Source organism: Anaplasma platys (assembly GCF_012790675.1).
Classification (GTDB): domain Bacteria; phylum Pseudomonadota; class Alphaproteobacteria; order Rickettsiales; family Anaplasmataceae; genus Anaplasma; species Anaplasma platys.
Genome location: NZ_CP046391.1, coordinates 58868 through 78860, shown reverse-complemented (window position 1 = coordinate 78860; position 19993 = coordinate 58868). Strand labels below are relative to the sequence as shown.

Sequence of the window (19993 nt, the reverse complement as noted above, 5' to 3'; positions counted from 1 at the left end):
AAAAACACCTAGCAAAAGGTGCCGATGCTGAGACATGCGTCTGCCCAGGAACAGGAGCTTGCAAGACAACGAATAAAGATACATTGACTCACCTACACCACCTGGTCAGACGGCGCCCAACAATGGAGATGAACTGCCGTCCAAAGACTAGGTCTATTAGCAGAGTTAAGCGAGGTTATACAAAGTAGCGAGCAAAGCCTGGCTCAGGATTTCTGATACCGACGCCGTCATATGCACTATCTGCACGGGCTTTTCCAGACCCATAAGAATTGGCCCCATCACTGTCACTCCCCCAACTTCCTGCAGCAGTTTTGAGGAAATGCTCGCACTGCACAAGCTGGGCATTACCAGTACATTCGCTGGCTCTTTTATCCTATTAAAGGGATATAGCGACAAAGACTCCTGCTTCAGCGCTACGTCAATAGACATCTCCCCGTCGTAAGCAAAACCAACACCCATGACGTCCATAATACGCATGCATTCCTTGATTCTGGCTGCTTCCTGCTGCGAGTGACTACCAAAATTGGAAAATGATACAAAAGCCACCCTGGGCTCATGCCCCATGCGCCTAGCAGCCGTTGCAGCAGTCACCGCAATATCAGCCAACTCAGATGCTGTCGGAAACTCATTAACTGCGGTATCAGCAATGAATAAAGTGCGCTCTTCACTAGTGATAACTGACAAGCCAATTACAGCGCCATTGCTAGTCCCAACAACCTTCCTGACATCGGCAAGAGATTCCCTATATCCTCTGGTAACACCCGTAACCATGATGTCACCATCACCACACGCCAGCATGCACGCTGCGAATACGTTCCTGTCTGTTTTAACGTCACGAACACACCTACGGTGCAGATAACCATCCCGTTGCAGCTTGCCATATAGGTACTCGATGTACAAGTCATTGCGCGTTGACATTGCAGCATTGGCGATTTCAATGCCATCAAAGCTATCAACACCGATTAGTTCAAGCCCATCTTTTACCTTATCCGCCCTGCCCACAAGGATGGGAGTTCCGTATCCTTGGCTTTTCCACTGCAACGCTGCCTTAATAACCCTTACTTCCTCCCCCTCCGAAAATATCACACGCTTAGGCGTGCTTTGCACTGATCCATACATAATGTTCAAGACGTTGGCAGTCGCGGATACCTTTGAGCTCAATTTTCGGGCATATTTATCCCAATCATCAATGAGCATTCTGGCCACCCCAGAATCGATCGCAGCCTTAGCTGCCGCAGGGGACACCACAGATATCAACCTAGGATCGAAAGGAGTAGGAATTATGTATTCCTTACCATACCTCATTCCACGGCCACCGTAAGCATCAAGAACCTCATCGCTTACTACCTCTCGCGCCAACATAGCTATAGCTTTGGCAACTGCAAGCTTCATTTCGTTGTTTACAGATCTAGCCCGCACGTCTAAAGCTCCCCTGAAAATGTAAGGAAAGCCCATCACATTGTTTACTTGGTTGCAGTAGTCCGACCTACCGGTTGCTATAATAGCATCCGGCCTAACTTCTCTAGCAAACTCCGGATCCACTTCTGGGTATGGATTTGCCAGCGCAAAGATGATGGGCTCCTTGTTCATCGACAACAACATTTCCCGACTTAACACATCGCGGACTGATAGGCCGATAAATATATCAGCACCCTTCACCGCATCTTTCAGGTCCCGATCACTGGTCTCAACCGCATGCTTTAATTTCCACTTATTGACCCCTAACTGACGCCCCTTGAAGATCACACCATTCTGATCACACATGAAAACGTTGTCGTGTGGTATGCCCACAAACTTCAGCATCTCTGCACAGGCTATACCTGCCGCCCCCGCACCATTAATAACGACTTTTACGTCCTTAAAGTTCCGCCCAGTGATGTCCAAGGCATTGATGATTCCCGCTAAAACGATGATCGCAGTCCCATGCTGATCATCATGAAACACAGGAATATCCATTAACTCGCCAAGTCGCCTTTCTATGTCAAAGCACTCCGGCGCCCGGATATCTTCGAGATTAATTCCACCCCAGCTATGGCCTAGATGCTTAACTGCATTAATAAACTCCTCAACATCCTGCGTGTCTACCTCTATGTCTACAGCATCAATGTCAGCAAACCGCTTGAATAGTACAGCCTTACCTTCCATCACGGGCTTTGAAGCCGCTGGACCTATATTACCCAATCCCAAAACAGCAGTGCCGTTTGATATCACAGCAACATAGTTTCCCTTTGCTGTGTACTCATAAATGCTATCAGGATCGTCCGCTATTTTTAGGCACGGGGCCGCAACACCTGGGGAATACGCCAATGACAAATCATTTTGCGTCATTAAGGGCTTAGTAGGTAGCAAAGAGACCTTGCCTGGTTTTCTCATGCAGTGAAATTCCAGTGCCTCAACATCTTTTTCTGAAAGACCGCTCATATCGAACTTGGGAGCAAGATAAACGATCAGAGAGCGTATACACATTGAATATTTTGCGCAACTGTTTAATAAAAAGGCACGGAGATAATGAACACATTACAACTGACAGACCACGCAACTAAAAACAAGTGCTTCGAAGACTGATTTACCGCGTTACACACTCAAAGGTGACTCTGGCATTTCAGTATTCTTACAAACAAGGCACGGCACGATGAGGTTACAGCATCGATAATTGCCGAGTGGAAGCGCACTCCACACCAAAGCATTTCTATACCTTCTGGTAAATATACTTCTGTATTTACCGTGAAATATACATAGACTAGACTATGGGAGCCCGTTTATTAGGAGTGATTTCCGTGAACTACACGTTGGAATTGCATGATGTTGGCCAACACTACGCAGAACATAACGCCACAGTTTTTGCTGGGGTTAACTTAAAAATAGCACAGGGGGAGTTTGTGGCGTTGATCGGGAATTCTGGAGCTGGGAAAAGCACCCTACTACACATAGCAGGATTGCTACAGGTACCTACACATGGCACGGTATTGATAAATAATGTTAGGTGCTCACCTGCGAAAGATGCCATTAGAACCAAAATTCGGCGTGCTAACCTGGGATTTGTGTACCAGTCGCCTAATTTGCTCCACGAGTTGAATGTCTTGGAAAACGTTATGCTTCCGCTGAGAATTCTTGGACAGAGCACTAAAAAAGCTCACATTGAGGCATCAGCAATTTTACAAGAACTTGGGCTTGAACACAAAATGCTACACCAAATTTCCTGCCTCTCCGGGGGCGAAAAACAGCGCGTTGCACTTGCGCGCGCTCTGGTAAACAGACCATGTCTGCTACTCGCTGACGAGCCCACAGGAAGCTTGGACCCTTCAACCTCTGATGCCGTTTTTTCCGTGATGTATAATAGCGTCAAAACGAGAAACCTGTCAGCATTGGTGGTAACCCATAACCACTTACTAGCCAACAAGTCCGACATTTTACTGTCTCTTCAGAATGGAAAGCTAGCGAAACTGTAGGAACCAAAGGCACAAATGTCTTCGTACGGCGTCTACAAACTGAAACAGAGACTTACACCGCGACTACCGCAAAATAGGCCGTGCGCACAGCGCAGCCTGGTGGCACACGTGTTTTGAACTGAACATTTGTTTACTTAATGTTCGATAGCGGGTGAAATTCCTCAATCGCTTCCTTGAGCTTTTCCCTGGCTACGTGAGTGTATATCTGAGTTGTGGAAAGATTAACGTGCCCGAGCATTTTTTGTATGAACACTATGTTTGACCCGTTGTTCAGGAGGTGCGTTGCAAACGAATGTCGAAACTTATGAGGTGAGATCTTATCCCGGTCTACCCCGGCATTTTGTGCTAAGAGCTTCAATAACTGCCCTACTCTTTGCCGGCTTATGTGGCTGTCATACCTCGAACCAGGAAATAACCACCTGGATTCCGTCCTCCCCCGCGCAATAAAACACTTTCTCACTGCAAGATAGTCGCAGATACTGTCCATAGCAATATCGCTGAAAAGAACCAACCTCTCTCTTCCCCCTTTGCCTCTGATAACAATGTGCCCGACATCTCCATCGCGCGCACGCAGCATGGCGTCCACTTCATGGAATTTCAAACTCACAAGCTCAGAAACGCGGATACCCGAGGAGTACAAGATGTTGACCATGGCAGTAATCCGCTTTCCTTCACCGGTGCCATCTTGTTGTGCAACCGCTGAAAGACGCTCTATGTCCGACTCAGAAATCGACTGCGGTAGTGAGCGTCCCAACTTGTACGAGTCCAGGTTAAGAGATGGGTCACTTGCGACCAGGCGGTCACTGTGCAGAAACCCATACAATCTCCTAATGGCAGAAATTCTCCTGGCCACGGTGGACGCTTTGTGTCCCTTTTTGCTCAGATATCGAATATACGTGCGCAAATCGTCAGAACTTGCATCAACTATTCTAACGCCACGCCGCTTTAAAAACGCACCTAGGTTCTGGAGGTCGCACCTATAGTTATAGCTGGTGTTCTCCGAAACGCCCTTAACTGAAACCAAAAACTCCAAAAAAGCACTTATACAGCGATTATCTTTCACTTTGCGCCATAAGGAATCACTAGACTTACCTATACCCCAGCACCGCGACCAGTACCAAGTATAAAAACATGATACACAGAACTCTTTAATAAAGTACTGTTAAACACAAACACGAAATTACTCCTCAAGGTTAACTTGTACACACCAAAACTTATCTTCGACGCGCCAATTTAAAACATTGTTGATGCCATCCGAACAACCCTTGATAGCAACCCAATTACACATGTGCGTCCATGAACACAAGTTTCAGGACTAAATAAGCCCAGTGCCGTTAACAATTTCTTGACCACGCACCAGGAATATCGTAGCATGCGACGATGTTGTTTGACCTCTTGCCTTATGTTTTTGGTAGCAGTACAGGTGTTTTTGGCGCTTTTGTTGGTGCTTTTGGTTCTGCTGCAGTCACCTGAATCGGGGAGCATAGGGGGTTTTGACGGAGCTCAGTGTAATCTGGGATCTGTGTTCAGTAAGGGGGCACCTTCGACGTTAATAGCAAGGCTCACTGCCTTTGTCGCTGCTGTGTTTATAATCAATACTCTGCTTCTCGTGGGCACGGGCTCTAAGAATGCCCGCGAAGTGGATATAACAGGCGGCGTTGAGTTAACCACAAAACAAACCGCCGGTGTGGGCGAAGTTCCTTCTGAATAGCGTTGCAGTATGTCGAAAAAAGATACTGATGCAGCTCGCTTTATTTTTGTAACCGGAGGAGTTGTCTCCTCGCTAGGTAAAGGTCTTGCTGCAGCTTCTATAGGTTCCTTGCTGCAGGGACACGGGTACCGCGTCAGGCTGAGAAAGTTAGACCCATATCTCAACGTTGATCCTGGCACTATGAGCCCAGCCCAACACGGGGAGGTGTTTATAACTGCTGACGGTGGAGAAACTGACCTGGACCTAGGACATTACGAGCGCTTTACCGGTGCATTAACTACCAAGGCTGATAACGTAACCGCTGGAAGGATCTACCACGAGCTACTGAAAAAAGAACGCCGCGGTGATTATCTCGGGCAGACCGTACAAGTTGTACCACACGTTATCGACTTGATCGCGTCATGCATTTTAAGCAATAACTCTGGTGCGGATTTCGTGATTTGCGAAATAGGGGGCACTGTGGGGGATATAGAGAGCCAGCCGTTCCTTGAAGCCATAAGACAGGTTGGATACCGGTTAAGCAAAAGTCGCACAATTTATGTTCATCTTACATTGGTGCCTTACATAGGAACTGTGGGAGAGCTTAAAACAAAGCCAACGCAACACTCTGTTAAGGAGCTCAGCTCACATGGGATTCAGCCTGATATTGTTCTGTACCGGAGTAAGGCTCAGCTACCATCGTACCAGAGCGACAAAATCGCTAACTTTTGCAATGTGGCCGCGGATAATATAATCCCCGCCCTGGATGTCGATAACATCTACATGCTTCCAGTTATGTACCACAAACATAAGCTGGACACCCAAATACTTAAGCATTTCGGAGTTGCGGGCAGCGAGCCTGACCTATCTAAGTGGCATAATGTACTTAGTTTGGCAAACCGGGCAGAGGAAGATGTTATGGTAGCCATAGTGGGAAAATACACTACTGCCTTAGATGCCTATACTTCGCTCACTGAAGCGCTGACACATGCTGGAATCCATAGCGGGATCCACGTGCGTGTAAAGTGGATTGATTCTCGTTTACCTATCAATAAAGGAGATTTCTCTGACGTTGATGCTATATTAATCCCGGGTGGGTTTGGATCAGATGGTATAGAAACAAAAAAGAGCGCTATCACCTATGCTAGAGAAAACGGCATACCGATGTTGGGAATCTGCATGGGAATGCAGCTTGCAGTTATTGAGTATGCACAGAACGTGCTCGGATTGGAGGGCGCAAACTCCACTGAGTTCGCTATCGACTGTAAGAACCCTGTGATAAGTGAGCTTCCTGGTTTACAGCTTGATGGAGAATATAAGATGGGCGGCAGCATGCGCTTGGGGCTGTATACCTGTAATCTAGATCCGGATTCAGCAGTTGCGGCAATATACGGATGCACAACCATACGTGAGCGTCGGCGTCATAGGTACGGAATAAATCCAAAATACAAAAGTTTGTTCACTGATGGTGGTCTCTCATTCACTGGAGCTGCTGAAGACAGGGATTTGCCAGAAGTACTTGAAATTAGAGAGCACCCTTGGTTTATTGGAGTTCAATACCACCCAGAGTTTGGCTCAAGTCCGTTTGCCTCGCATCCATTGTTTTTATCCTTTGTTACCGCTGCCCTAGAGAAAAAGCGCAAATTAGCTGAGTAGAGAACGCTGTTCATCTGCACAAACGGGATGTATTTTGTCCTCAAAAATTAGGAAATACTGCCCACGGATACTCCTTTACCTTGAGCGCTACGCAACGTGAGCTGAAAGAACTATAACTTTGATCCAAATCTTGATACGGTATTACCAGGGCTATCAGCAGCCTTTTTAGCCTTGAAGGCGCATGACGATCGCGAAGACCATAAGATAGTTTTATACAGCTGGAGAAATATAGAAACAAACAAAAGCCGCGTTATACCCAGTGCTATTTCTGATCCTGAAAACCTGCATCGCGGTTACAAGACACCCCGACAGCGCGATGTTTTCTACAGGCACTCGTGTCTATGCTAGTTTGCTGCAAGCAATATGTCACATCGTAGATTTCTACCGTGTCCGTCATAAACGACATACTTTGCGTTTTAGCGAACTCACAGCACGCCCCTAACAACAACCCTACGTTAACTATAGCATCAGCCCCACCAGCTCCGCTTATCGTGCTAGCCCGCGACCATATAAACCTGTCAACCAACTCCCTCCTTAGTAGTTCTGTTACTAAGATACCACCTCCTTCAACAAAAAGGCGAGTAACGCCCAAACGCTGTGTTAAAACACGCATGCAACTGCGGAGGAAATCTTGTCCACCGCTTACCTCAAGATATTGAACATTGGGCAACCTTAAGTGATCGCCATTGTCGGTTAGCACATACGTGGGAATTGTAGAAGCGGTCTCTACTAGCTTGTGCTGCGGTTTTAATTTCCCCGACCGGTCTATTACTACTCTTATGGGAGAATCGCGCTCAAGGCCGGGAAGCCTGCAATCCAGCATTGGATCGTCTTTTACCACAGTGTTACTGCCAACCATGATGGCATCGTTCATGGCACGTTGTTTGTGTACCCACCGCCTTGTAAAGATGTTTGTTATCCATGGGCTTCCAGCCTTGTTAAGTGATATCTTTCCGTCAAGAGTGGTAGCTAGCTTAACCGTAATTAGAGGGCGGTTGAGCAGCTTACTATTGAAGAACCCCGCATTAAGGGTTTCTGCCTCCTTCTGCAACACCCCACACTTAACTTCAATCCCAGCTTCGAGCAACGCTTTAACGCCCTTTCCCGATACCCGATAATCAGGATCTCGGGCAGCGACAACCACCCTACTCACCCCAGCCTGTATCAGCGCTGTAGTACAGGGACCAGTAACACCATTGTGACAACATGGTTCCAGCGTCACATACACCACAGAGCCCCGTGCCGCACCCCCGGCATTTTTTAAAGCAACTGTCTCTGCATGCGGCCTGCCCCCAGCCAGAGTCCAACCCCGCCCAACTACTGCACCACCGTTGGTAATTATGCACCCCACCGCAGGATTAGGGTATACATTACCTAAACCCCGACGCGCCACAGTCAAGGCCATAGACATAAATCTCTCATCCTGAAACATGGGATTAATTCTTTTAATCTTGAAATTTGCTGCTGAAATTACTATATACCTAGATGTTCGTGTGGAGAAGTTTTTGTGCTATGCCTGAAGAAGAACACGTAAAACAGAAGTCGGCATCTGATGCTCCAGAGTCATCATGTGAAGGTTCCGATGGGGCGGCCAAGGCGGCTGCCGAAAGTAGAGCTAGGGATGCGGGGAAGTTTGCAGCCGGCGTGCGTAAGGCTCACAACAGAATTAGCGCAGATTTAGCAGAGCTTAACAAGCTAAAGGTGGAGATTGAGACTTTGAGAAATCAGCTCAGGCTTGCTGTGGCCGATAGTAAAAACTTGGAGCGTCTGAGGGATAAGGAAATTAGCGATGCTAGGATTTTTTCGATATCAGGGTTCGTGCGTGATTTGATCCCGTCCTTTGACAACCTTGAGGCCTCTTTGAAAAATCTCAGCTCTGAAGACGCGGTGCATGCAGGAGTAAAAATGACCTGGGATAGCTTGATGGGAGTGCTGACAAGCCACGGTGTGGTAAGAATGTTTCCGAAAGGAGAGCCGTTTGACACAAGGTACCACACAGCAGTAACGCAGGCGGTAGATAACGAGCTGCCTGAAGGGTCCATCATAGAAGTTGTCCAGACCGGGTATATACTAAATGGGAAGGTGATACGCCCTGCTTCGGTTGTGGTGTCGAAGAAAGAATCTTAGTTAACTATGATATTTTCAGGGGTTCAGCCGAGTGGTGGGGCTTTACACTTGGGGAACTACTTGGGCGCTGTACGCAGATGGGTGGCGTTGCAGGGGGTAGATAGGTGCTTATTTTGCATTGTGGATTTGCACGCTTTGACTTCTGGCAGGTCTGTTTCCGGTGACCTGCATCGCAATAGCATATGCCTCCTGGCTTCGTACCTGGCTTGTGGAGTAAATCCAGAGAAGTCGACCGTATTTATACAATCATCGGTGAAGGAGCACGCCGAGCTTTGCTGGCTGTTAGGCTGTCTAACCCCGGTCGGGTGGTTAAACCGTATGACACAGTATAAAGACAAACGCGGCAATGATGCGGAAAAGGCAACATTAGGTCTGTATAGCTACCCAGTGCTAATGGCGGCTGACATCTTACTTTATAACGCCAACTTGGTGCCGGTTGGTAACGATCAGAAACAACACTTGGAGCTTGCTCAAGACATAGCTAAAACTTTCAATAAACTGTACTCTGTAGATCATTTCAACATACCAAGTGCTTTGCAGTTCGATGAATCTGCGAGAATAATGAGTCTTCGCGATGGAAAGAAAAAGATGAGCAAGTCGGACCCTTCTGATTTTTCCCGGATAAACTTAATCGATACCGACGAGGAAATAGCTCTAAAGGTAAGGAAAGCCACAACCGATAGTATCATGGGCTTTGATTATCAGCTACTCAATTCCAGACCAGAATTGCAAAATCTAGTAAACATCTACTCCTGTCTTTCCGGGCTTTCCCCTTGCGCAATTTGCGAGGAATACGAGCACAGTACAATGCGGGAGTTCAAAGAAAAACTTACAGACTTACTAATAAGTAATATTTCACCTATCCGCCACAGAATCGCAGAGCTGTTGGAAGATACGCCATACTTGAATAAGGTGCTCAGTGCCGGAACAGAACGCGCAACTTTTGTGGCTCAAGAAAACATGAGTAAAATACGGCAGATAGTTGGGCTACACAGCATGTAGCCAAAGGAAAAGTGACGGGAAATCTCTCACAGAATGGTTCCGAAAGAAGCCAAAGTTGGCGCATTTGTTCAAATACCCAAGACACTCTGTATAAAACATCAGAAATTGGTGATGAAGGGTATTTAACATACTCAACCACCACGTCGAATACGAGGCACAAAACGAGCTTACGTAACGCGGTGGCAAATGTTTATTAGGCCACAAAGCCGCGCACGGACCGGAACTGGGCTACTCACCAAACGTAACCCTCAACCCTGGAAACCACAGAAAGCGATCAACAGTAGCAGCAGGCATCTCCACCCACCAACATATCAGCCACAATTGCTGCAACCGAGGACGGAGTGGGATTCGAACCCACGGTACGCTCGCACGTACGTCAGTTTTCAAGACTGGTACCATAAACCGCTCGGTCATCCGTCCCGGCACCTTTCTAACATAATAATCCTAAAATCGCAATTTGTATGTTAGGCTAGTGTTTTGAAAACACATAACTGCCCTAGCTTGTGGCATTTCCACAATAGGAATGAAGAGCGCAACCAACTAGCGGATCTTATGCGTTATTAGTAATGAAACATTAATCATGATATTCTAGCATCCCGCGTCGCTTTAGTGTTCGCATGTTTTTGATTGTAGATAGTGCTGTATTTTGGGAAGGAAATTTGCTGCGCTTCTAGACTACCAACTTGCGACACTTGGCACAGAGCAAGGTGTGTGTCTCGTTGCACAACACATCTCCTGGCATCTGTGTTTGGAGGAGGTTTAATACGTAACACGAGACAGTTGTTTCGTTCACAACAGAGTCTTCTTTGGCGTGCATTGCCACAAATTATACAATGATTTACGGGGGCGTTCTGGTTTACAATGCCTCCTGACGTGCGTGTTTAATAGTTTGAGATGTTTAGGTGATTTAAATAAGGTACAAAAATGTTTGATGATAGCAATATCACTACGCCCGAGCAGGAACAAGACGTTACTTTGAAAGAGGGTCAGCAGAAGGTATTCGTTGAGCCTTTTGCGATTAGAGCCACGAACCACAACGGAAATTTCATCCTTGAATCTCATAGGGCAAGTTCTCCTGGGGATGAGGGCTACATCCGCCTCCGGGATGAAAGTGGGCGATTAATTGCTTCTTTCATGAACACGTACGTAATGGATTTCTATCTTTTTGGACAGGTGGACCGCCAGGCGTCACCCGTTTTTATGGACCCCGCAGCGTCAGTGGTAACACATGCAAATCCCATATTTGCTCAAGACCACACGCATTCAATTGCTGACAGGGGTGTTGCAGCCGCTCCTACACTCGAGGTTGCCACCTTCAAAACAAACACCGAGCACGGTTTAGGGGGAGCTGAAATACACAGCTCTATGGTAGAAAAAACAAAAAGTGTGGAAGCGCCCACAGTAGCACTAACATTGGGCAATGGCTCACCACTGGAAAAGCCTGCAACTGATGCCAGTGCTAGAGATGGGGAAGAGGGTTTCAGTTTGAATACCAAGGCAGATGTAAAACCTCAAGGTGATACCACCATCACACAACCTAGTGCTCTTTCCATTTTGAATAAGGTTTTCAATATCGCCCGAAATGAGATTTATAAGTTCTTCGATGAGTTCTCTGATGGAGGTATAGATAATGAAGCGGAACCTGCTCCGCAGCAAGTTGATGATTCACATGCTGAAAATGAGAGCGTCGCAGGAGTGTTAGAAAGCCAACAAACTACAAGCTTGGACGTCCGCAAAGAGGAATCTAGGATAGAATCATCAGGTGTCGTGGAGGATCATACTGCAGCTTTAGACGCTTCTAAAACCGAGTTAGCGCTTGATACTAATTATACTGCGGCAGAGGTAATACCATCAACACCGCAAAGTAGGTTAGCTAACAATGGGGCTTCTTTTGTTGCCGCAGTTTCTGGAGTTGCCTCTATGGAAGCACTTGAGGAAGCTGCTTGGTTTACGGGGCTAGTAAAAGAAGGCGCAGCTGAACAAACTCCAAAAACCATCTCCAAACCGGATGCAACTAGTGGCGGACAGCCGGAACACACCGAAGAAGTTGCCTTTAATGCATCCCCGGCTGCTAGAGACGAGGAAGTAAAAAGTTTAACCATGGCGGGCCTAGGGCAAGATGCGGAAGTCAGAACACATAGCGATAACGTGGCCTCTGACGTGATAGAGAAGGTATCGTGGAAAGTGCAACCACCTCAAGAGGCGGTAGTCCGCATGCCTGCCACTGTTGAGACTGTCGACATGGAATCAGGGAACGTAGTACCCGCTATGCATAACAACCGCACATCTGAAGCTGGAATTGTACACAATATGTCTGATACAGATTCGTCTGAAACCACTTTAGAGAAGGCTCTGGAAACAGAAGAGCTTGCTTCAAGCATGCAAAAAACTGAAAAGGAAGTTGCAACGGCATCGCAAGGCACTGACGCTGTGACGACTGTTCACACCATGACTACTCCAGATTTATCGGCTGCTGTTGAGCAGGAAGATGTAGAAGATATTAGAACTAAAGATAGCGGAGTAGAGACCTACACAGCAGCGGAAGTTCCCGTGATTTTATCTAGTGAACAGCACCTTCAGAAAGCTACAAAGGCCTCGGAAATACCTGAAGCTGCTGCTATAGAAAAGGACTTTGCAGAGGTCGCAAGGGATAGTGTAGACGTTGAAAAACTGGCACACGATATGCCTGCTCCAGATTTGTCAGTAGCAGTAGAGAGCGCAGTATTGCAAGCTGAAGAATCTGTTGTTCCTCAAACGAAGGGATTAGTACTATCTGAAGACGAAAGCTTAACTGTTCACAAGGTTGAAGAGGAAACCATACAGCATATACCAACCTTGGAATTAGCTATAAAACCTGAGCAAGAGCGTGCATTGAGTGAGGCTTTGGAAACCATAATAGCAGAATCTGCAGGTGAAAGAGCTATTATAACACAAGACACTGGCCGCCATGGAGATAGCAGCACTGAGCTCCGCTCAGCTTATGCAACTGGAGGAAATGGCAGCAACGACACTGGTGCAGAACTACTCAGTGCTGCCCACATCAGTAGCAACACAGTCAGCGAACAGGAACAGACTCAAGCTGATGAAGACGCTGATAGAGAACTTAGTGCAACTACAACCCCGCATCAAAATTCTTCGGAGATAGAACCGGTAAGCGCGTAACAGACTTGTAACTTGCAACGTGTTAAAGTCTTAGAATCACTGTGACGTGTTGGATATAAACTTCGAACGTAAGTAAGCGACATGGTGTCCCGATGGCACCGTGTTGCTTTTGTTGTTTGGGGTTGCTGGGATGTCTTCCTGGTGCAATTTCTTTATCCTTTACCAAGAAGCGCCGAAGCAATGCTTTTTGACCTATAGAACCGCACCACAGTTGTAAAAAATAAAGCAATGATTTCCTAACCACGCATGTTTTCACTCACGTAGCTTTTCACGCCATAGAAAACATAAATGTATCCTATCGCGGGAGCCATTACCATAGCTGCTTGCACCTAAGCAGACTACCTGCCTTCTCGTAGTGCAAGGGCCTTCCAGCAAAGTAACAAGAAGTATTTGCTAAGAAGAGATGACTCCATTAATGCCGTTATCACCACTACTAGCCAGTAAAGAATGCAAAATGGTCGGAATGACGGGATTCGAACCCATGACCTCCAGTCCCCCAGACTGACGCGCTAACCTGGCTGCGCTACATTCCGTTCAACGTCTTGATTAGCAGCTCACGCATGCCCATCAGATCTTCTAGCAGCCCCCCAAGCTCACGCGAAGGCCCCCTCGGCACTACTTTATCTGCGCTAGTCTGCTTTTTGAGCTCCATCTGTGCACCCTTGATCGTGTAACCAAGGTCATAAAGCATGTGCTTTATCTTCTTAATAACTTCTATATCGCCACGGTCATATAACCTACGACCGCGACGCTTCATGGGATTTATCTGCGGAAACTTACTCTCCCAGAACCGTAGAACATATTGTTCCACGCCCAGCTCTTTGGCAACCTCCCCTATAGGGAAAAACACCTTCTCTCTACACTGTTGATCAGTGCTTTCCGCTGTAGACTGCTTATCAGTCACTCCTCCTCCCCGTTGATCAGTCTTTTAACTGTAACCGACGGACAAAATGTAACAGTGTTGTGCTCCTCTACGACAAACTTCTCTAAGGTCTTAGGGTTCCTACCAACGCGTTCCTTCTTACGAAGAACCTTAAAAACACCAAATGAGGATATCTTTAAAACACCAAAACGCACGAGAGAAGCCGTTATCTCGTCGAGTATCTCGCCCACCACCACAAGCGAATCCTCCCTTGACAAGCCAATTTCACGATTGATCTCAGCCGCAAGCCTGGCTTTTGTCAGTGTTCGAACCATATCACAACGCACAGCAGACAACACCTTCACAGTCTACACAATAAGATAAAAGTATCAAGCCATATGTGCCCGGAAACACCCATCGCCCCCGTGCGGCAACGCATATGCGTGGTCTAGTTGGGATGCATATTAAATATATTCATAATCAGAACAAACAATCCTGCTAGGATAGCGTCATTCATCGCTAAAATGCCACACGCAACGATCGGCTGAATTAGCGAAATATCCGTTAACAATCTAGCACGATTATTGAAATTGTTGGATATCCACCACCGCACGGAGACAAAAAACCTTGTTAGTTGGAGCATGCCCATTCATAATCGGTGATTATCTTTTTGCCAGAGGGGGTTAGGAATGTCCACTGTTCCCAGGGTACTGTACAGCAAGTATTTTATCGCGGTTTTCTGCATCCTTTCTGTGGCGTCATTCGCGCTCATAGGCAGTATAAACAACTCTGAACAAATCTTGGTAAAGAGAGATATTGTGATCCAAGAGGTCAATTCGGATGCTGAGCTGTTCAAGATGGTATCACAAATAGGGCCAGACCCTACCCTCCTAGTGTTATACACGTCATGGTGCAGCAACTGCGTGGAGAAGATGCCTGAAATCATCCAAACCATTAATGAGTACGATATCAAACCCATGATCATCTCATTAGACACCAGCAAGGCGCGGCTAGCATCTTTTTTGCTTGAACAACAAACAATAAATTTTGTACCCTACAATGTGAACTCTGATTTTCATGCCAAATTTGCATATGCTCTATCTGGGCGGGGAGTTTCTTTCACTGGCAAAATTCCCTTTATTGTAGTTTTGGGAGATGATAGGCCGCCGATTACTGGAATAAGCAGTGTCCCGATGCTACGTGCTGCCATAGAATCTGTAACAACGAGAAGGAAGAGCCATGTTACCTACTGACAACATCGCTGGCAGCCAAGTTGCTATAATAATGGGTAGCGAGTCTGACCTTTCTACTATGGACTACGCAGCTACTTTGTTGGATGAGCTGCTTATCAAATACGAAATCATGGTGGTCTCCGCCCACAGAACACCTGAAAGGCTATATAGCTTCGCAAAATCCGCTCATGAGCGTGGGTTGCGTGTAATCATAGCTGGGGCTGGTGGCGCTGCGCATTTACCAGGAATGGTCGCATCGTTGACTCACATACCGGTAATCGGCGTTCCCATAGCTAGCGAATATCTAAAGGGGTTGGATAGTCTACTGTCCATAGTGCAAATGCCCCGGGGAACGCCTGTTGCTACTATGGCCATAGGCACTGCCGGAGCAACCAATGCCGCCTTGCTCGCTGCATCTATACTGGGGCTCTCAGATCATGGAGTTACTGAAAAACTACAGAACTGGAAGAGAAGCCTCACAGAATCTGTCCCTACAGCACCACGTTGATACAAAGTAATATTCTTTGAGTTATTACTTACCAATCCAACACAGTGTACCTTGTACTACTCGCCAGGGACAAACAGCGTTTCGCATCTCCTGAGCCACCATAGAATTTTAAAGCATTTGTAAGTACCGACGCACAAAATATTCCGCTTCTGGGCACAGCTTAACCACCCGCAACCCAATAATTCTTCACACGGTTCCACATGACTACACGAATTAACATAACAAACTTGCGCTAGTCCCCGCAGTCATGGTCATGCACAATCGCTATTCAAGGTACCACGCTGCAGTAGTCTTAAAGCGCCCGAAACTGCTGCTACAGATAGGAATATGAATGGGGCGTGATGGACGTTTCTGCGATGGACCCTTGGTGAACAGCTTAAGCAAGCTGCCTGCGAACCATCTGCCCATAATGCACCCGTCACTATCAAGACCACTTACTGCACATCCTCAAAACCAACACACCATGCTTATATGGCTCTATTTGGCTTAGGTGTGACCCACACGACAAGCAAAGTCTCCCCCTACCAGCAATGGAAAAATCTGTCGGAAAGCCATGTGGCAAAGCACCCTAAGATGTGCGTGACATAGAGTCCCCTTCCAAGACCGCTTCAGACCTTGTTGGTACTATTTCCGTCTGCGGACCAGCCAACCCCGCAGCTTCGTCATCACTAACCCATGTACCACGGAATATGCGCTCCAAATCTATATCAGGTTGTCCCGTAATTGTGTGAATTCTGTCCGCTAGGTCATGCATGCTTTGCACGTTCATGACAATCCGCAATATTAGTTGCATCACCATGAGAAATGGCGTGCAATCTCTCAGCTGATTAAGTGTCACATACTCTCCCTCGAGATCAGAAATGTCGTCATCCTCTCGTGCAGTATACAGATTCTTCAGGAAAGATTGGTATTCCTCTACTGTCTTAAACATGCCCCGTTCTACACTGAATAGAGACTCGTAACATTTCTGCACGACAACTCTACATATCGCATCGTAGTGCTCAACGTTGGTACCAGTCTCCAGTGCTTCCTCCAATTCTTTCTTGAGATCAACTATTGGTGCGAGTTCCTGCCGGAGTATCGAGGATATTGCCGCAACTTTGGTTCTGGGGCCTTGCTTTCTGAGCAATTTGTTGATCATCTTCCCCGCCGAGTTTATAAACAACTTCGGAAATCTGCCAACATTTCCTTCAGGCTCCTGCAGGTCCTTGGCGTCACGAACATCCTTAATATGAGAGTATGCTTTAAGAAAAAAAACACACATGCTAATAGAGGCAGCGCCCTCCACCGAAAAGATTTTGCTTGTTGTTGACATCCAATGCTGATGCGCCTGCAGTGTCTTCTCCATAGAGCTCTTAGTTGCTTCCGAACCTTTTGCCAGAAGGGTAGAGATACTTTCTTCAAAAGTCTTCAACAGATTCCTCAGTTCAGAAACTGTCCGTCTAGAATTCTCTTGAGCACGTTCTAAACTCTCCGTAACACAAGTGCAATTCTCTACAAACGTCTTCTCCACTTTTTCTTCCACACTTTCTAGGCGAGCTCTAACTAATCTGGTGTTCTCTTCCACCATTGCAGCGCAACCTCGTTCCGCTGCTCCAATTTTTTCAACTTGCTCCGTTACAAAACCCTGGAGCTCAGTTACTCTGGCAAGCAAGTCCGCATGTTGTTGCTTTACTGTCTGATATGTCCGCGCCCCCTCATGGACTCCGGCTGTTAACCCATGAACATTGGTAAATACCTCGTCATAGACTGCAATCAATCGCTCGAAAACGTATGCGACTTTTGCATCAATATTTTGCCTTGCGTTATAAACTGATTGCACGTGTTCTCTGAGTTGCGTCAACTGGTGATTACGTGTTCTTCTCTCCATAACGCCCAATATGGTGTCCGCTATCTCTAGTCCAACAAGAACTAGACCGAATATAACAAAGACCGCCAAAGCGATGCGCAACTCAAGACTGGTAGCATTCCCTTGCTGCATGAGAAGGAGGAGACCCTTAACACTGTCAACACCCCCCTCTTTCGCGCTACCTAGACCAAACGCAACCGCACACACCAAACATATTAATGTAACCCATTTATTGCATTTTACAGCAATTCTTATGATGACTCTCTTGGATTTAAATTCTTCTGGGATTGCCACCACTTCTTCGCCTTTACACGCTGCGATGTACCCTTGCACCAGGACATTCAACTCGCTGGCAGTATCTACAGTAGCTGTTGTGCCTGATGATCTACGTTCCAAGCCCTTGTAACACCTTTTGAAGTCACTCTCTTCCGGGCTCGGAGCAGGTATATCAGTATCACCCGGAGGTGCGACTGCAAGCCCGCTTCCTGCACTACCTAGCGAAACTCTTCTACCATCTTGCAACATATTATGCCTCTTACAAATCTTGGACCAACCATACACACCTCATTGCATACCTAAACACGGTAGCCATCGTAGCACTATAGTGATAAGGCAAGCTAGAAATGAAAATTTTAACCAAATGCGGCGGCCTCATGACGCGCATAAAACATCAATCTTTCGGATGTTGTAACATGTGTAAAGGGGGAGATGGCTGCTGTAATGAGTGGCACAATACCGAAATTACGGTTGCTTTTATTAAATAGCAACGCTACCATCTCTTGGTTCCTTGTGGTTCTGTGGCCTTTGGCTGCAGCTTTCTGCTGTGTTGGTTTTTCGGTCTATTTGTTTGGTGTTTAGGGTAGAGAATGCAGCTTTTTGTGATTCTGGTAGTAGCTGCCGGTATCGGTAGAAGGTTAGGCGTAAGTGACGTGCCCAAACAATACTTGCAGCTCGCCTCACAGACTGTACTAGCACATTCTATAACTAGATTAGTCGACAAGCTCGAGTACATGTACCAGATTCGCGTGGTGATACACAAAGCCCATGCAATGTTTTATGAAGAAGCTATCATGTCTTTGGAGCCGAAGGTATCAAAGTGCTTGCTGCCTCCGGTATACGGAGGAACACAGCGGCAGGATTCCGTACGGATAGGGCTCGAAAGTCTGTGCGACATTGGACCACAGTTCGTGATTATCCATGATGCCTGTCGTCCATTTGCTGATTTACCCGATATGGGCACCGTGGTTGAAAGCCTACAGTGCAACTCGGGAGTAGTCCCTGCCATTCAACCAGTAGATACCATGGGGACGATAAAGGGCGGCTTACTTGCGGAAAAAGTTGAAAGAGACACCATTAGGATGATTCAAACACCGCAAATTTTTAGGTTTGCCGACGCGCTAGAATGCCATCGCCAGGTCAGCTTACAACACCCTGACAAGAATTTTACCGACGACGCATCTTTACTGCTCTATTGCGGAAAACATGTAGAAACCGTAAAGGGCGATTTTAACAACTTTAAGATAACCATTCCAGAGGATATGGCTCGCGCCAGGGCTTATATGCTCGAACACGCCCACTAAAAACCAGATTTTCCCAGCAAGTGTTACTTGGAAAACGCAAACAGCATAGTCAGCGTGGGAAAGACATATGGAAAACCAGAGAATGCCTCATTTGCAGGTCCCAGTATCAGCTTCTCTTGGCTCATGCGGGTACTTCGAGAATTAGAAGATTCTCATAACGCGGAAAGTTCGTGCATTCATACACGGCATTGTGTATACCTGCCTGCATAAATCTTGGAGTGTAAAAGTGCCGTTTCGCGTGGGTATAGGGTTTGATGTGCACCGGTTTACACATGAACCAGAGCGGCAACATTATGTACACGTTTGTGGGATAAAAATACCACACACACGAGGAGTGATAGCTCATTCCGACGGAGACGTCGGACTACATGCACTGACCGACGCACTACTGGGATGCATTGGTGAAGGGGGTATAGGAGAGCACTTCTCCGATCGGGACCCCAAGTGGCGCGATATGCCTTCAACACATTTTCTCACCTATGCGCAACAGAAGGCAACTCTGATGTCTTACGCCATACTCAATTTTGACATGACCATAGTGTGCGAGTATCCAAAAATAGCACCACATGTCCCCCACATGAAAGAATTTCTAGTGCAAGTGCTGGGTATTGCACAATCTTGCATGAACATCAAAGCGGTAACCACTGAGCGATTAGGATTTTTAGGGCGAGAAGAAGGTATAGCAGCGCATGCGGTAGTACTGTGCAAAAAGGTATAAAGTAGTCACGGCGCTGTGTTTATGTCAATAAAATGCGCCACTGTCTGTAAAATTTGGCGCCACGTAACCCGAAAATATCACATTCTACCAGCGAAACTAGTGCAACAAATGTGATGTGACAAACACACTTTAGATGCTATTATCGGCACCTGTGTGAG

The 19993-nt window shown here is 46.8% G+C and carries 16 protein-coding genes and 2 tRNA genes; 10 read left to right on the top strand and 8 right to left on the bottom strand.

Annotation, left to right across the window (positions count from 1 at the left end):
• Window positions 1-165: 165 nt before the first annotated feature.
• Complete coding sequence (locus ANPL_RS00370) at window positions 166-2421, bottom strand: NADP-dependent malic enzyme (protein WP_169192853.1); 2256 nt, start codon at window positions 2419-2421, stop codon at window positions 166-168.
• A 356-nt stretch (window positions 2422-2777) separates the two neighbouring features.
• Here ANPL_RS00370 and ANPL_RS00365 point away from each other — a divergent pair, with 356 nt between their 5' ends.
• The gene (locus tag ANPL_RS00365) at window positions 2778-3449 is read left to right on the top strand and encodes an ABC transporter ATP-binding protein (protein ID WP_410518187.1); all 672 of its coding nucleotides are present in this window, start codon (window positions 2778-2780) and stop codon (window positions 3447-3449) included.
• Between the two features lie 130 nt (window positions 3450-3579).
• Here the strand turns inward: ANPL_RS00365 and ANPL_RS00360 are convergent, their stop codons facing one another.
• Complete coding sequence (locus ANPL_RS00360; RefSeq protein ID WP_169192851.1) at window positions 3580-4512, bottom strand: tyrosine recombinase; 933 nt, start codon at window positions 4510-4512, stop codon at window positions 3580-3582.
• 339 nt (window positions 4513-4851) lie between these two features.
• Between ANPL_RS00360 and secG the strand changes: the two genes are divergently transcribed.
• Window positions 4852-5160: a preprotein translocase subunit SecG gene (secG, locus tag ANPL_RS00355; protein WP_169192850.1), complete on the top strand. Its 309-nt coding sequence runs from the start codon at window positions 4852-4854 to the stop codon at window positions 5158-5160.
• A 9-nt stretch (window positions 5161-5169) separates the two neighbouring features.
• The gene (locus tag ANPL_RS00350; protein WP_169192849.1) at window positions 5170-6795 is read left to right on the top strand and encodes a CTP synthase; all 1626 of its coding nucleotides are present in this window, start codon (window positions 5170-5172) and stop codon (window positions 6793-6795) included.
• 262 nt (window positions 6796-7057) lie between these two features.
• On the opposite strand, the gene ribD is transcribed toward ANPL_RS00350, so the two are convergent.
• A complete protein-coding gene (gene ribD, locus ANPL_RS00345; RefSeq protein WP_169192848.1) occupies window positions 7058-8227 on the bottom strand; it encodes a bifunctional diaminohydroxyphosphoribosylaminopyrimidine deaminase/5-amino-6-(5-phosphoribosylamino)uracil reductase RibD in 1170 nt (389 codons plus the stop codon).
• An 80-nt stretch (window positions 8228-8307) separates the two neighbouring features.
• On the opposite strand from ribD, the gene ANPL_RS00340 reads away from it, so the two are divergent.
• Together ANPL_RS00340 and trpS are read left to right on the top strand one after the other, a co-directional pair.
• Window positions 8308-8922, top strand: coding sequence for a nucleotide exchange factor GrpE (locus ANPL_RS00340; RefSeq protein ID WP_169192847.1), 615 nt, complete (start codon window positions 8308-8310; stop codon window positions 8920-8922).
• A 6-nt stretch (window positions 8923-8928) separates the two neighbouring features.
• A complete protein-coding gene (trpS, locus tag ANPL_RS00335; protein ID WP_169192846.1) occupies window positions 8929-9924 on the top strand; it encodes a tryptophan--tRNA ligase in 996 nt (331 codons plus the stop codon).
• A 333-nt stretch (window positions 9925-10257) separates the two neighbouring features.
• Here the strand turns inward: trpS and ANPL_RS00330 are convergent.
• Window positions 10258-10344: transfer RNA gene (locus tag ANPL_RS00330), tRNA-Ser, on the bottom strand.
• Window positions 10345-10848: 504 nt separating this feature from the next.
• Between ANPL_RS00330 and ANPL_RS00325 the strand changes: the two genes are divergently transcribed.
• Window positions 10849-13086 carry a hypothetical protein gene (locus ANPL_RS00325; protein ID WP_169192845.1) on the top strand — a complete coding sequence of 746 codons (2238 nt, stop codon included), beginning with the start codon at window positions 10849-10851 and terminating at the stop codon, window positions 13084-13086.
• A 455-nt stretch (window positions 13087-13541) separates the two neighbouring features.
• On the opposite strand, the gene ANPL_RS00320 is transcribed toward ANPL_RS00325, so the two are convergent.
• From ANPL_RS00320 to ANPL_RS00310, 3 genes are all read right to left on the bottom strand, one after another.
• Window positions 13542-13619: transfer RNA gene (locus tag ANPL_RS00320), tRNA-Pro, on the bottom strand.
• Window positions 13610-13990, bottom strand: coding sequence for a MerR family transcriptional regulator (locus ANPL_RS00315; RefSeq protein ID WP_169192844.1), 381 nt, complete (start codon window positions 13988-13990; stop codon window positions 13610-13612). The genes ANPL_RS00320 and ANPL_RS00315 overlap by 10 nt, the downstream gene beginning before the upstream one ends.
• Window positions 13987-14283 (bottom strand): HU family DNA-binding protein, encoded by a 297-nt coding sequence (locus ANPL_RS00310; protein WP_169193573.1) that lies wholly within the window; start codon window positions 14281-14283, stop codon window positions 13987-13989. Before ANPL_RS00310 ends, ANPL_RS00315 begins: the two co-directional genes overlap by 4 nt.
• A gap of 354 nt (window positions 14284-14637) precedes the next feature.
• On the opposite strand from ANPL_RS00310, the gene ANPL_RS00305 reads away from it, so the two are divergent.
• Window positions 14638-15201: a TlpA family protein disulfide reductase gene (locus tag ANPL_RS00305; RefSeq protein ID WP_169192843.1), complete on the top strand. Its 564-nt coding sequence runs from the start codon at window positions 14638-14640 to the stop codon at window positions 15199-15201.
• Window positions 15188-15688 (top strand): 5-(carboxyamino)imidazole ribonucleotide mutase, encoded by a 501-nt coding sequence (gene purE, locus ANPL_RS00300; protein ID WP_236822836.1) that lies wholly within the window; start codon window positions 15188-15190, stop codon window positions 15686-15688. Before ANPL_RS00305 ends, purE begins: the two co-directional genes overlap by 14 nt.
• 568 nt (window positions 15689-16256) lie before the next feature.
• Here the strand turns inward: purE and ANPL_RS00295 are convergent.
• Window positions 16257-18062: a hypothetical protein gene (locus tag ANPL_RS00295; RefSeq protein ID WP_169192842.1), complete on the bottom strand. Its 1806-nt coding sequence runs from the start codon at window positions 18060-18062 to the stop codon at window positions 16257-16259.
• Between the two features lie 341 nt (window positions 18063-18403).
• On the opposite strand from ANPL_RS00295, the gene ANPL_RS00290 reads away from it, so the two are divergent.
• Window positions 18404-19117: an IspD/TarI family cytidylyltransferase gene (locus ANPL_RS00290; RefSeq protein WP_169192841.1), complete on the top strand. Its 714-nt coding sequence runs from the start codon at window positions 18404-18406 to the stop codon at window positions 19115-19117.
• Window positions 19118-19343: 226 nt separating this feature from the next.
• Window positions 19344-19835, top strand: a complete 492-nt coding sequence (ispF, locus tag ANPL_RS00285) for a 2-C-methyl-D-erythritol 2,4-cyclodiphosphate synthase (RefSeq protein WP_169192840.1) — start codon at window positions 19344-19346, stop codon at window positions 19833-19835.
• Window positions 19836-19993 lie beyond the last annotated feature (158 nt).